12 protein-coding genes are annotated in these 13,451 nt (G+C 43.0%); 4 read left to right on the top strand and 8 right to left on the bottom strand.

Going from position 1 to position 13,451, the window contains the following annotated elements; all coding sequences use genetic code 11:
• Nucleotides 1–268: 268 nt before the first annotated feature.
• From R7Q47_RS07525 to rbsD, 6 genes are all read right to left on the bottom strand, one after another.
• Nucleotides 269–1,291 (bottom strand): substrate-binding domain-containing protein, encoded by a 1,023-nt coding sequence (locus tag R7Q47_RS07525; RefSeq protein WP_222712103.1) that lies wholly within the window; start codon nucleotides 1,289–1,291, stop codon nucleotides 269–271.
• 35 nt (nucleotides 1,292–1,326) lie between these two features.
• Complete coding sequence (gene rbsK / locus R7Q47_RS07520; RefSeq protein ID WP_149192074.1) at nucleotides 1,327–2,244, bottom strand: ribokinase; 918 nt, start codon at nucleotides 2,242–2,244, stop codon at nucleotides 1,327–1,329.
• Nucleotides 2,245–2,467: 223 nt separating this feature from the next.
• Nucleotides 2,468–3,346 (bottom strand): ribose ABC transporter substrate-binding protein RbsB, encoded by an 879-nt coding sequence (rbsB, locus tag R7Q47_RS07515; protein WP_005373143.1) that lies wholly within the window; start codon nucleotides 3,344–3,346, stop codon nucleotides 2,468–2,470.
• Nucleotides 3,347–3,433: 87 nt separating this feature from the next.
• On the bottom strand, nucleotides 3,434–4,417 hold the full coding sequence (rbsC, locus tag R7Q47_RS07510) for a ribose ABC transporter permease (RefSeq protein ID WP_005382618.1): 984 nt from the start codon (nucleotides 4,415–4,417) through the stop codon (nucleotides 3,434–3,436).
• Complete coding sequence (gene rbsA / locus R7Q47_RS07505; protein WP_318088841.1) at nucleotides 4,414–5,919, bottom strand: ribose ABC transporter ATP-binding protein RbsA; 1,506 nt, start codon at nucleotides 5,917–5,919, stop codon at nucleotides 4,414–4,416. Before rbsA ends, rbsC begins: the two co-directional genes overlap by 4 nt.
• A gap of 23 nt (nucleotides 5,920–5,942) precedes the next feature.
• Nucleotides 5,943–6,362, bottom strand: coding sequence for a D-ribose pyranase (rbsD, locus tag R7Q47_RS07500; RefSeq protein ID WP_005382620.1), 420 nt, complete (start codon nucleotides 6,360–6,362; stop codon nucleotides 5,943–5,945).
• Nucleotides 6,363–6,835: 473 nt separating this feature from the next.
• Here rbsD and R7Q47_RS07495 point away from each other — a divergent pair, with 473 nt between their 5' ends.
• Nucleotides 6,836–9,196 carry an EAL domain-containing protein gene (locus R7Q47_RS07495; protein ID WP_154204298.1) on the top strand — a complete coding sequence of 787 codons (2,361 nt, stop codon included), beginning with the start codon at nucleotides 6,836–6,838 and terminating at the stop codon, nucleotides 9,194–9,196.
• 139 nt (nucleotides 9,197–9,335) lie between these two features.
• Here the strand turns inward: R7Q47_RS07495 and R7Q47_RS07490 are convergent, their stop codons facing one another.
• Nucleotides 9,336–9,911, bottom strand: a complete 576-nt coding sequence (locus R7Q47_RS07490) for an imm11 family protein (RefSeq protein ID WP_154204297.1) — start codon at nucleotides 9,909–9,911, stop codon at nucleotides 9,336–9,338.
• An 863-nt stretch (nucleotides 9,912–10,774) separates the two neighbouring features.
• Here R7Q47_RS07490 and R7Q47_RS07485 point away from each other — a divergent pair.
• The 3 genes from R7Q47_RS07485 to R7Q47_RS07475 all read left to right on the top strand — a co-directional run bounded on the left by R7Q47_RS07485 (nucleotide 10,775) and on the right by R7Q47_RS07475 (nucleotide 12,613).
• Nucleotides 10,775–11,416 (top strand): murein L,D-transpeptidase catalytic domain family protein, encoded by a 642-nt coding sequence (locus R7Q47_RS07485; RefSeq protein WP_017633652.1) that lies wholly within the window; start codon nucleotides 10,775–10,777, stop codon nucleotides 11,414–11,416.
• A 328-nt stretch (nucleotides 11,417–11,744) separates the two neighbouring features.
• Nucleotides 11,745–12,203 carry a hypothetical protein gene (locus tag R7Q47_RS07480; protein WP_017633653.1) on the top strand — a complete coding sequence of 153 codons (459 nt, stop codon included), beginning with the start codon at nucleotides 11,745–11,747 and terminating at the stop codon, nucleotides 12,201–12,203.
• A gap of 86 nt (nucleotides 12,204–12,289) precedes the next feature.
• A complete protein-coding gene (locus R7Q47_RS07475) occupies nucleotides 12,290–12,613 on the top strand; it encodes a hypothetical protein (protein WP_005373158.1) in 324 nt (107 codons plus the stop codon).
• Nucleotides 12,614–12,737: 124 nt separating this feature from the next.
• On the opposite strand, the gene R7Q47_RS07470 is transcribed toward R7Q47_RS07475, so the two are convergent.
• Complete coding sequence (locus R7Q47_RS07470; protein ID WP_115386592.1) at nucleotides 12,738–13,418, bottom strand: DedA family protein; 681 nt, start codon at nucleotides 13,416–13,418, stop codon at nucleotides 12,738–12,740.
• Between the last annotated feature and the right edge of the window lie 33 nt (nucleotides 13,419–13,451).

Genomic DNA, 13,451 nt, shown 5'->3' with positions numbered 1-13,451 from the left:
AAAGTGTAATAATAAAGCCAATTGCGTACTCAAATGCTTCATTAACCAGTAGCTGATAGCAGCTCACAAAAAAAATCAATACAACTGTAATAACATTAACTCGGTGAAACCAAGGGTGTTTTACAGACAACTTAGCGTAACCTTTTGATAACATTTAACTAATCCGCCAGACAACAATTAATAGTTTTATTTATAATCAACGACGATAGTAAGGCTTTATCGTATAAAGAGAAACGACTTTTTTAATTTTTTAGCTCAACATCACACGTCATTCAGTGACGTTTGACTTTAACCTCTTGACGCTTTTTCGTTCCACTAGAGTCGGCTCTAATTGTACGACCTGTGCCTCTGTTGATTTTTCATCCAACTTTCGGACAAGAGTCTCAACGGCAGCCTGCCCCAAACGGTACTTAGGCTGATGAATGGTAGTTAGCGATGGCGACATAAATTTCGCGATATGGATGTCATCGTAACCAATAATGGATAGGTCGTCCGGCACTTTAATACCGAGCTCATTTGCGGCGTTAATCACACCCATCGCCATCATATCGTTAGAGACGAAAATCGAGCTGGGTAATGCGCCACGCTGAGCCATTTTTTTGAACGCTTGATACCCACCCTCACATTCGAAGTCAGACTCAATGATCCAATTGGCATTAAATTCCAAGCCAGCTTCGTTCATTGCTCGCTTATAACCTTCGTATCGCATTTGCGCTTGGTGTTTAATCAAAGGGCCAGTGATGCACCCAATTTCGGTATGGCCGCAATCAATTAAGTATTTCGCCGCTAAGTAACCGCCACGAAGTGAGTTGTCTTGGATTTTATCGCTTGTAAATAGCATCGGCCCCCAGTCCATTACCACAACTGGGATATCTGGGTAACGCTCAAATACATCGATACGCTCTCCTTCTAGCGACGAGCACATCAAGATCAAACCATCGACACGCTTTTGCAATAGCGTATTAATGGATTGACGCATACGTTCGTTATCACCCTCGGTGTTACATAAAATGAGGCTGTAGCCTTTTTGGTAGCAGCTGCGTTCGACGCCTTTTACGACTTCGCCAAAGAATGGGTTGGTTGAGGTTGTCACGAGCATACCAATGGTTTTGGTACGATTGACTTTGAGGCTACGCGCCAACGCAGAGGGCGCGTAGTAGTTAAGCTCTTTTGCGGCATTGTTAACGCGTTCAGAGATCTCTTCGCTCACAAAACGCGTCTTGTTAATAACATGGCTCACTGTTGAAGTGGAAACCCCTGCCAGTTTTGCGATGTCTTTCATCGTCGCCATGTTACTACTCCTATTTTAATGAGGCGTTGTGCGCCTTATTGTTCAGCGAGAAACGCGTCCACCTCTTCGCGGGTTGGAATCGACGTTTGCGCGCCAAAGCGGGTCACAGAAATTGCAGCCGCCGCATGTGCAAACTTAATCGCTGATTCTAAAGGTAAATCTTCTAGGAGACCAGTGACGAATGCCCCATTAAATGTATCGCCCGCAGCGGTAGTATCCGTCGCTTCAACGCGGAAACCCGAGATGATTTCGCCTCGACCGTTTTGGCTTAGCCAAACGCCTTTTGCACCGAGTGTGATCATGACAATTTCTATACCTTTACCATGTAGCACATTCGCCGCTTCTTGCGCGCTTTCGTTGTCTGTTACAGTAATACCTGTCAGAACTTCAGCTTCCGTTTCATTTGGCGTAATCACGTCAATGTAAGACAGTAATTCATCTGACAATTCACGAGCTGGCGCAGGATTCAAAATGACATTGGTTTTGGCATCTTTCGCTACACGCGCAGCTTTCTCAATGCCGCACATCGGCGTTTCCAATTGCATTAGCAAGTAATCTGCTTGGCGAATACGCTCTAAATCTGGCTCAATCGCTTCTGCTGTCAGTTTGGCGTTCGCTTCAGCTGAAATGCAAATGCTGTTCTCACCACTGTCCGACACTTGAATCATCGCGATACCTGTCGGGCAATTTGGCTGCATCTTCACACCAGTGATATCGATGCCGTCCATTTTGAAGTTTTCGCGAATGTTAATGCCGAATGAGTCGTCGCCCACACAAGCGATAAAACCGATGTCTGCATTTAATCGCGCCGCCGCGACGGCTTGGTTGGCACCTTTTCCACCTGGGATAACTTGATAGTTGCGACCATGCAGCGTCTCGCCTGGGCGAGGGAAAGAAGGCACTTGAAGAACATGGTCAGCGTTTACACTACCTAACACCACTAACTTATTCATACGGTTATCCTCGGTTCTGAATGAACCCTTTTTAAAAACTGTTTAGGAAAATACATTAAATGACTTTAACTTCTCTTCCTGACGAAGGAGTCTCGATAAAAAGCCAAAGGCATCTATACCCCACACTTTGCAGTATTTTGGGTAAGTTTGCCCTCACCTCCTAAACGACAGGTATAAACGGAGGAGAGAGCAAAAATTAGGATGATTTATTGGAACTTGAAACTTACTTAGTGACTACTTTTAGTGGTACTGGGATGTACTCTTCTACTTCTTCACCTTTCAAAACTTTGTCAGCCGTTTCAACACCTAAAGCACCGATAAGGTCTGGTTGCTGAGCAATAGTTGCCGCTAGTTTGCCACGGTTAACTGCTGCAATGCCGTCTTCCGTACCATCAAAACCAACGATAACGACATCTTTGCCAGAAGCTTGAACTGCGCGAAGTGCACCTAGCGCCATTTCATCATTCTGTGCAAATACCGCTTGTACATCCGGGTTAGCCGCTAGCAGGTTTTCCATTACGTTTAGACCTTTTGTGCGGTCAAAGTCAGCTGGTTGGCTAGCAAGAAGATCCATATCGCTGCCCTTCACGGCATTCATAAAGCCTTCACCGCGCTCACGCGCTGCCGATGTGCCCGCAATACCTTCAAGTTGAATGACTTTTGCTTTTTCGCCGACTTTTTCCATGATGTAGTGGCCTGCCATTTCACCACCTATTACGTTGTCCGACGCGATGTGACTCACAACTTCACCACGGCTTGCTCCACGGTCTAATGTCAACACAGGGATCTTAGAACGGTTCGCCATACGAATTGCATTAGACACTGCATCAGAATCCGTTGGGTTGATAAGAATTGCTTTTACGCCGCGAATACTTAAATCCTCGATGTTCGACAGTTCTTTACTCGGGTCATTTTGCGAGTCCAGTACAATTAAGTCGTACCCCAATTCTTTCGCTTTTGCTTCCGCACCGTCTTTCATCGTTACGAAGAACGGGTTGTTTAGCGTCGAAACCACAATCGCCATGGTATCTTGAGCTTGCGCCGCTACCGATACGGTTGAAGAAAGAAGTGCAGCAGAGATAAGAGTTGCAAGTTTTTTCATCGTTCTAGTCCTTTGTGTAGGGTGAGCCAGTACACGTCCCCTGACTCGGTTTGTATTCACTGTTTTATATATACAGATTGTTATGAATTACTTGTTTTTGTTGTCTACCAATACCGCCAGCAAGATAACCACTGCTTTTGCAATCATTTGGTAGTAGGAAGAAACATCAAGTAGGTTAAGTGCATTGTTCAAGAAACCGATGATCAGCGCACCAATCAAAGTACCCATGATACGACCTTTACCGCCCATCAAGCTGGTACCGCCAAGAACAACCGCTGCGATAGCGTCTAGCTCGTAGCCCATACCTGCTGTTGGCTGCGCCGAAGAAAGACGAGACGTTACAATAATGCCTGCAAGCGCTGCTAACATACCGCAGATGGCGTAGACACCAATCTTCACTCGGTCTACATTGATACCTGATAGGCGAGTCGCAGACTCATTGCCGCCTAGTGCGTAAACATAGCGACCAAAGCGCGTGTGGTTAAGTAAATACCAAGCCGCAGCGAACACAACCACCATTAACCAAACAGGAACTGGAATGCCTAGCGCGTAGCCAGTACCAAACCATGCGAACGCATCCGCGGTGTCAGTAAAGCCTGTCGAGATTGGTCGACCTTCGGTGTACACCATGGTCACACCACGTAGTAACGTCATGGTAACCAGCGTAGCGATAAATGCCTGCACCTTACCCTTCGCAATAATGATACCGCTGATCGCACCTAACGCTGCGCCCGCGACTAAAGCAGTGGGAACCGCCACCAGCACCGGAACCTCAAGCGCAATCATGCTTGCCGCAAAGGCACCACACAATGCCAATACCGAACCAACACTTAAGTCGATGCCTGCTGTTAAAATAACTAATGTCATACCCACTGCGATAATGGCATTCACGGAGGTTTGACGAAGAATGTTGAGAATGTTGTCGACCGTAAAAAAGTTCGGGTTCAAAAATGACACAACAACGATCAGAAAGATCAAAGCTATCAGTGATTTTTGCTCAATCAGCCACTCTTTTGTGAACAACTTCTTGTTGCCAGTTTCGGTTGGTTTGCTCATGGTATTCGTACTCATGCTGCTTCCTCATTGATCTCTTTGCCCACGGCACAGGCGAGTAATTTTTCTTGATCGGCTTCTTTCGCATCGAATTCGCCAGTGATACGACCTTCATGCATCACTAAAATACGGTCGCTCATGCCGAGCACTTCAGGCATCTCGGAAGAAACCAAGATGATGCTCATACCTTCGGCCTTAAACTTGTTGATGAGCTGATAAATCTCTTTTTTTGCTCCGACATCAACACCACGTGTCGGCTCATCCAGAATCAGAACTTTAGGTTTCGTCATTAACCCTTTCGCTATCGCAACTTTTTGCTGGTTACCACCAGATAAGTTGCCGATGATTTGATCTCGCGTTGGGGTTTTAATGTTGAATAACTTAATAAAATCTTCCACAGCAATCACTTCGTCGCTGTGTTGAATCTGGAAGCCTTTGGTCAGCTGGTTTAGCGAACAAAGTGACATGTTCTCCTTAACCGAAAGACCTAAAACCAAACCATCGCCTTTGCGATCTTCAGAGATGTAAACGATACCATTTGCCAAGCCATCTTGCGGGCTAACCGGGTTAATAGTTTTGTTATCAAGATTGATAACACCATGCTCACTAGGTAATGCGCCGTAAATGACTTTCATGAGTTCAGTGCGGCCTGCGCCCATCAAGCCAGAAATTCCGAGAATCTCACCGCGCTTGAGAGTAAAGCTCACATCCTGAACGCCAGACCCAGTCAAACCAATGACTTCAAGACAGGTTTCGCCATGTTGTACATCAATACGTGGATATTGCTCTTCTAATTTTCGGCCAACCATCATTTCAATTAGGCCATCTTCATCAGTGTCGGACACCTTGCACTCACCGATAAACTTACCATCACGAAGCACCGTAATATCATCACAGATTTCAAAGATTTCTTTAAGACGATGCGAAATGTATACGATGCCGCATCCTTGCTCGCGAAGCTCATTAATCACTTTAAATAGTGATTCCGTTTCCGTATCGGTCAATGCGTCCGTTGGCTCATCCATAATGATGACTTTAGACTCAAACGAAAGTGCCTTTGCAATTTCCACCATTTGTTGTTCACCAAGGCTTAAATCGCCAAGCAATGTTTTTGATGAATGCTTTACATTGAGACGTTTTAAAAGCTTGTCAGCTTCGTCATACATTTTGCCCCACTGGATACGCCCTAAGGAGCCGGTGAACTCTCGTCCCAAGTAAATATTTTCGGCAATCGTCAGTTCAGGAATCAGGTTCAGCTCTTGGTGAATAATGCTAATACCAGCTTCCTGTGAATCGCGTGGACCTTTAAAGGCCGCCGGCTGACCTTGATATTGAATGCTCCCCGCATCCATGTGGTAAATGCCTGTCAACACCTTCATTAACGTTGACTTGCCTGCTCCATTTTCACCCATCAGCGCCATAACACGGCCTGGATAAACATTCAGGCTTGCTTTGTCGAGTGCTTTTACGCCCGGAAACGCCTTCTCAATTTCGCTTAGTTGTAGAATGGCTTGAGTCATAATCTGTCCTCAATATCTCTGGCTTAAAAAACCACGCCCGCTTGGAAAATAACGTTCGCATATGGCGAGCATTCGCCCGTTCTTACGATAGCGCGACTTTGGGCCGTGCGTGCTTTAAACGCTTCATGTGACACGTAGCTCACCTCAATAGATTTGCCCGTTTCTTCACTCTCTTTGCTCAGTTCGTTGAGCAACGCTTCATGCAAAACTGGGCTTGCATCAGAGAACTCTTCCGCAATGATGACCCCTTCGATTTGGGACTCAGATAGAATTACGCGAACAGTATCAAGAAAACTTGGTACCCCATGCGTTAGCGCCAAATCGATTCGCTGAACATGCTCTGGGATTGGTAGACCAGCATCACATATCGTGATCTCGTCGGTGTGGCCTAGCGTCGCCACCAAGTAAGAAATATCTGAGTTAATTAGGGTACTTTTTTTCATCTCATCGACCTTTCGGTTACACGTTCATACAACCATGAGCGCCTGTTTTAAAGTGTTTTCGTTATTAACAGAAAACTCATCGAAACGTTTCGATGAAATAATAATTCGTCATCGCAATTTGACCAGTGTGAGATCGATAAGGTGTGAGAATGATCTGTAATTCAATTGTCATTGAATAGGAAAAGTGCACTTGAGTCACACTTTATCATCGAAACGTTTCGATGACGGTATTTCCCTGTCATTACGGTTAGGTTTTATACAGGGAGGAAGGAAAAGAGACGTCCAACTACTGAGAAAACCTCTAGTTAATAAGCTCGAAACCTTTCACGTCATCACAATTCTTAGATAGCTGCCTGATTTTGGAGAACGCTCACCTTACAATCTGGTTACAATTTGCCAAAACACATCATCCGTTCAGTACCTTACCTGGTACGCGACGTTTGTAGGGACACAAACGGAAACTAAGAACCATAATGAAGTTAAGCAATAGAGTCATTTTGCTTGTCGCGCCAGTGATCTTATTAAGCGCGTTAGTATCTAGCTATATTATTTATAGCATTCAAAAAGTGACGCTCATCAAGCGGGAAGACAGCTATATTCAGTTGCAAATGGAAAAGCTCGCCGGGCAGTTTCGACAAGCGAATATTTTTCTTAATAGTTATGCCTATACGCTCAGTAAAAGTGATGTATTACAAGACTATTTGGTTAATCATAACAACCCCTATCGTGAACGAGTCTTGTTTAACCGATTAGACGAGACCGCTGAAGTATTGAGCCATGGTTACAAAGGCGATGCGAGCATGGCGATCCTCGACGGCAAACAAAACCTTCTCTACTACACAGAAAACAAATATTACGAATCATCGGGCGTGGTCGACCCAAAGGTGTTAGAGTACATATCACGAAGTTTCAATGAGAGAGAGGCTTTCAGTCACACTGGCTTTATTTATAACTCCAGTGGACAAAGCATTCTTCTTCAATATGAGGTCGTCGACAAAAGAACGGGGACTCACCCTTTGAGCTTTGACTCAAAAAATGTGTTTTTTGTGGTAGTTTCCGTATCACTTGAAGCCTTTAACGAGATTAAGCATGAAATCGAGTTTGACACGCACAGCGTGATTACTTTCGCCGACAAACCCATTTATCTTGATATTCCTCTCGCTCAAACCATTGAGCTGCTGCCGCACTTTTATGCCGTGCTTTCTCCTGCCGAATATTTAATGTGGAATAAAGTCGATAAAGTGTGGCTAGAACTTGCTTTCTCCTTTGGCGTAGCGGCGTTTTTCACTATCACATTAATCATTTTGGTGTTGTACCGCTATGTGTTGCGCCCTGTCTCTCGACTTGATAAGCAGCTGAACGAACTTGAATCTAATCAACGTGACAATATTGAAAAGCTAGAAACAAACGATGAAATAGGGCGCCTCTCTGCACGCTTTTTTGATATGTATGAGGAACTTAATGTCATCTATAAAAAGACAAAACGCCTAGCTGAAACGGATCACCTGACGCAACTCGCCAATCGCCATCGTTTTCATGAGCTTGCCACTCGTGAACTTATCTCCCCTTCGCAGTTTCTGTGGGTTGTTTACGTCGATCTTGATAACTTTAAATACGTGAATGATAAATACGGGCATGAATTGGGAGATAACTTATTAAAAGTGTTCTCATCACACATCAAGAATGCTTGTCAAAAGTTCTCGCACGATTACAACAGCCCCTGCTTTGCCGCCAGGTTATCTGGTGACGAATTTGCAATTTTGCTGAGCTCAAATCAAGAGGTAAAACGCTTGCCTGATTTGCTTGCATCAGAGTTACTAAAACCGATTAGTAATCTCAGTTCATCTTGGAGTAATTCATTTCCCGTTACGGCAAGCGTAGGTATTGCACAATATCCTCAAGACGGTACTGACATCGCGAAGTTACTCTCCAGTGCCGATGCGGCTATGTATCAAGCAAAACGGGCAGGGAAAAATCAATACGCCTATTATTCAGCCGCTCTCAATATTGAGTCTCAAAGACGAAGTCAGCTTGAACGTGCGCTCCGAAAAAGCAATGTAGAGGAAGAATTTCACCTTGTTTTTCAACCCTATATGAACAATCGAAGCAACGAAATTGAGGGGTTAGAAGTCTTGTTGCGCTGGGAAGCCGAAGGTATCGGCCCTATCCCTCCAAAGGAGTTTATTCCAATTGCAGAGCAAGCCGGATTATTTGATAAAATTGACCGCTGGGTTTTCGCCAATGCAACGGCGGAATACCATCAATTAAGGAATATTTTCGGTAAGGATATTGTTCTTTCGGTCAATCTTTCATCAGCAGAGCTAAACTCGATAGAAATGGCAAACTACATCCATGAACAAGCGACACTGCACAGTGTTAAACCAGAATGTATTGAGATAGAAATAACCGAAACCTTTGCCGCAGAACAACAAGGCACGGCTCTACTTGATGAGCTATCAAAACGTGGCTACCGTCTTGCAATTGATGACTTTGGTTCTGGTTACACATCGTTAACTCAGCTCGTTCAGTATCCGGTTCAAAAAATCAAATTTGACCGAGAGTTCCTCGTTACATTGATGAACACTAACAACGGCCATGTGATCAAACCTATTATTGAGCTATGCCATGCCCAAAATAAAACGGTTACAGCAGAAGGTATTGAACACAATATGATGCATGAATGGCTATCGGCATACCGCTGCGACTATATGCAAGGCTATTTATTTGGCAAACCAATGACTAAAGAACAATTGAGCTTGTGGTGGCAATCGGCAAATGACGACAGTCGATTTGATGCGTCCATGGTCAGCTCAATTAGGGTTTCAAGAACATAAGTTAAGGGGAGAAGTACAGCAGTCACAGCTGTGGCGGCTGTATTTAGTTGTATATGAGCTTCATTGATAGATGCTCAGCTTTTGTTCCCCCATACCTATATCTATGACTTTAGTTGAGTAAATTACTATTTATTCGTTTTTAAACCAGCACTTCCTTGAAATCCAAACCGGTCAAATTCAGCGCTTTGACGCTATCGTACAAGCCACCTTTTTTGTCCGTGCAAAACGTTCTGAGCCCAGCACCTTTTACTCTGAACAAGTCAGATTCATTAACGGCTTCTCTATTCAAAACGAGTTTCTTAAACGGTCTAGCACGACTTAGCTTACCATGACGAAGATTATACTCGGTAGCAGAGGTATCAATGGCATCAATTTGAGTGACAATGTTTAATGCTCGCCAAGGCTTTCCTTGTAAATTTAATGGTAAAAATTCGACATTCTCGCTCAACACATCGAGCTTATCCGCAATAGAAGCGGATACAGCAAGAGTAAAAGATCCCCATGCTGCAATATCAGGCCTGGGTAATGGCTTTTCACCCTTAACGTCTAACCATTCAATATCAATACTTTTCCAACTGGCTTTAACAGACTCTCCATAGAGTTGGATAGGTTTGCTTGCCGTTACTTGAAGAGACATTTCCAATGGCGACTCTTGCAACATTGCAAAATCATTAACATTGGGAGAGACAATAAACACTTTATTAAATGCTGTCATAACCGTCCTTAAATAAATTCTAGCGCTTTTCTTAATGAGATGAGCGCTTTCACACCAAACCAAACCAAACCAAACCAAGCATAATAGATAGAGTTTAATTTCATGTTCAAAAATTTAATGAATTAAGATCTGGCGTTCTTATCTTTTAATTTCGAAGTTTTATTATTTATATATTTTAATCCACACGATAGAATTATTTTTTCAATTTTTACTATGTACCCTTCCTTATGTAATCGAATAAATTAGAAAATAAACAGTAGCACGCGTCACTTCACTTTTGTTGAGCTCATCACTCTCACTTAAATGATACATTCACAAGTTAAATTTTTGAACGACTTAGACTTAGCTTTGTCAATCGTGAATTAAAAACAACCGATTCACCGCTGTTTTACTGCCTTTTCTTACCACCCTGTTGTTTATTCATACATTATAAATGCACTTATACACATAACGATTCGGCGTTACGATTTGTTACGAGTTAAGTCACAAACTTTTGAGGTATTGGATAAAGTGTAGAAAAAGAAAACACATTGAAATAAAAAGAGTTTCTAAAGTACGAAAAATAAAACGCCGTTTTTATAAATTAGCAACTTCACAAATATCCTTAAACACAGTTTTATTAATTACATATATCAGATATTATTTACGCCGAAGTTTATAGAAACCATCGTTAAACTTCATATTTTATATAAGTTTCAATCAGTTAGTTTTTAACTCGAAAACTTATCGTCAACCCAATATCAAGCACCTAAGCGTGCAATAAGAAACATTGGGAATAGAATTATATTGATGTGCATGTTGTTTTAACGAATGCATGAAGCAATCGGTAAATTTGTAACACCATAGAGTTTTATTTAGCCAAGATGAAAAAATTAATTATATTATTTACATGTGCGCTGTTGTCTGTATCACCTTTTGCTTTTGCAAAACAATCAGATAACGAACCCAGGGATCATTTACGACCAAAGCAAGTTGAACATGTGTTTAAACAAGCCAAGCTAGATGGCATAGTAGACTTTAAGTTGTTCAGTGACGCTTACATCGCTTATCAGAAGACACCCGATAGAAAGAAGTCGGTACTAACGATCATCGACTATAGTAAACCATCAACTGAAAAGCGTTTTTATGTGGTTGATTTAGATAAAAAGAAGCTAATCTACAATACGTATGTTTCTCACGGCGTGAACAGCGGAAAGAAAACAGCGACACAGTTTTCAAATGTCGTGAACTCGCGAAAAACATCATTGGGCACTTTTTTGACTGATACCACTTACTACGGCTCAAATGGCTATTCACTTCGATTAGATGGGCTAAGCTCTGGATTAAACGACAAAGCTCGCGAGCGTTACATTGTCGTGCACGGTGCCGATTACGCAAACCCTTCCTTCATCAAGAAGAATGGATACCTCGGACGCAGCTGGGGTTGCCCTGCTTTGCCAGAGAAGTTGTCTCGCGAGATCATTGACACCATAAAAGGCGGCAGCGTTATTTACGCAAGCGCATAATATCGATGCGACGAATATGGGGAAGAAAAAGAAGATTCTATTTCTTCCCCAGTAATAATCCTGTTAGCTTAATCGTCCTTGTGCAACGACTCTCTTTCCATTTTCGCTTACTCGAAAGCGAAAAATTATTGTGTTATTCGCTGATATACCTAAGTGCGATCAGAAAACTCTGTTCATCCCCCTTCCATCTCGTTAGTATACGCTGAGTTCATCAGACACTGGCTTTCATCGTTATCATAGTTCCACTAAGATTCCTTAATCATGGTGGGTAACTGTGGCTTTATATGTTTAGGGTTACTTCTTGCGTTATCTACACCGTATATTATTGATGCTTTCTTTGTCCCTGCTTTCAGGGCTCATCACAGCTTCATATGCGCATGAGTGGCACCACACCAAACATTACACTTCCGAGCGCCTACTTAAACTCTCTCAACAAGACGATTTTGAGCTAGCACACACTGATTTTCATGCCTCAGCTTCTCTGAGCTCTTGGGGTTCAGAAAGTTACTACCTACATATAAAGCGCGAGTTGTTCGGGCTTGTCTCCTGTCGCCGAACATCAGCTACTGATGGCGTTTTATCATCAGATTTTACTCCTGATTATTTTTTACTTATTGCTTTCTCTTCTCCACCACTACTGGAGTTGGCAAAACAAGCATCTCGCTTACCTCTAGACAGTTATGGCGGACTCATGAGTCAACGCTCTCTTTATCGCCTCTCAGGAAGAAAGGAAGCGAACTTAATGTACGTCTTTACTCATGGTCGCAACGCCTTCTCTGTTGTTTAACTTTTTATGACATACAGAGAACACGAAAATGTAACGATAAGAACCAATATGCTCATTGTTACTAGAACCAATTTGAGGTCCATATAATGACAAGAATCGCTACAACCATCGCACTAGCATTACTATTTGCAGCGGGCTCAACCTTAGCAAACACAGAAACTAAGCCAGAAGAAATGAGTAACGACACTCTGTTAGAGTGTGCCAACGTTTCTAACGCACGTATTGCAGTTCCGGAACACAGAGCGATGTTCAGACACTACTTAATGTCTGAGAGAGACTACAGCTTTGACCAGCTATCGTCTGCCGAACTTGAATTTAAAGCAGCAGATAAGAATGAGTCTGAAGTAGAGAACATCTACAAGTCTCAGTGCAAAGAAGTTGGCGAATACTTATATAGCATTGGCTATTAAATTCGAAACCCTAACGACACTCAAAAAGAAAGGCGCAATGTATGCGCCTTTCTTTTTACTGATAAAAACCTGTCGATTAGATGTCTAATCTGCATACAAGCTTAAAAGTGCAAATCAAGTAAACTTACTGAGAAAACTCAGACACATCCTTGGGTTTACAGAACGCTCGACGTGCTTTAACAAACAAGAAACTAAGCACTCCAATCACAAGAGTAATTATTGGTGCCGCCATTAATAGCATTGTGATTGCTTTGCTCATATTTTCCGGTAGCAAAGGAAGTAATGAACCAAAACCGCATAATATCAGCGTCCATAAAATCGCACTCAGCCACGCAAAGTAATGGAATTTACTAATACGTTTCACTCGCAACCCCATCATTAATGGCAATAGGGAACGAACAACCGGAATAAACCGCGCGCACAAAAGCGCAACCAATCCATGTTTACTGAGTAATACGTCGACTTGTTCCAAACGCTTTTGAGGAACCGCACTCACCCAGCCTTGGACCTTAGGTAAGCGATTTAGCCACTTGCCTTGTAAATAAGCCGCCCAACTTCCCAACCCCGCACTAACAGCTATTACCAACATGATCATAATTGGGTCAAGGACGCCAACCGCCGCCAGCGTACCGGATAATACGACGACACTGTCGCATGGGAAAGGTGCAGCAGGAATAAAACCACTTTCCAAAAAGATAATCACAGCAACAACAAAATAAACCAAACCTGCACTGCCTGGCGCCATTAACGCCGTGAAATCTTGATGCCAAAAAGCACTCAAGACCTGAATGATCGAATCAAACATAAACCGCTCCTAAGCATAATTAACCAAAAGTTG

This window comes from Vibrio sp. Vb0349, assembly GCF_033338975.1.
This window is presented reverse-complemented; position numbering and strand designations above follow the sequence as displayed.

Coding starts and splice junctions, on each gene's coding strand:
- R7Q47_RS07525 (WP_222712103.1), bottom strand. CDS start 1,291: ATGGCGACGATGAAAGACATCGCAAAACTGGCAGGGGTTTCCACTTCA.
- rbsK (WP_149192074.1), bottom strand. CDS start 2,244: ATGAATAAGTTAGTGGTGTTAGGTAGTGTAAACGCTGACCATGTTCTT.
- rbsB (WP_005373143.1), bottom strand. CDS start 3,346: ATGAAAAAACTTGCAACTCTTATCTCTGCTGCACTTCTTTCTTCAACC.
- rbsC (WP_005382618.1), bottom strand. CDS start 4,417: ATGAGTACGAATACCATGAGCAAACCAACCGAAACTGGCAACAAGAAG.
- rbsA (WP_318088841.1), bottom strand. CDS start 5,919: ATGACTCAAGCCATTCTACAACTAAGCGAAATTGAGAAGGCGTTTCCG.
- rbsD (WP_005382620.1), bottom strand. CDS start 6,362: ATGAAAAAAAGTACCCTAATTAACTCAGATATTTCTTACTTGGTGGCG.
- R7Q47_RS07495 (WP_154204298.1), top strand. CDS start 6,836: ATGAAGTTAAGCAATAGAGTCATTTTGCTTGTCGCGCCAGTGATCTTA.
- R7Q47_RS07490 (WP_154204297.1), bottom strand. CDS start 9,911: ATGACAGCATTTAATAAAGTGTTTATTGTCTCTCCCAATGTTAATGAT.
- R7Q47_RS07485 (WP_017633652.1), top strand. CDS start 10,775: ATGAAAAAATTAATTATATTATTTACATGTGCGCTGTTGTCTGTATCA.
- R7Q47_RS07480 (WP_017633653.1), top strand. CDS start 11,745: ATGCTTTCTTTGTCCCTGCTTTCAGGGCTCATCACAGCTTCATATGCG.
- R7Q47_RS07475 (WP_005373158.1), top strand. CDS start 12,290: ATGACAAGAATCGCTACAACCATCGCACTAGCATTACTATTTGCAGCG.
- R7Q47_RS07470 (WP_115386592.1), bottom strand. CDS start 13,418: ATGTTTGATTCGATCATTCAGGTCTTGAGTGCTTTTTGGCATCAAGAT.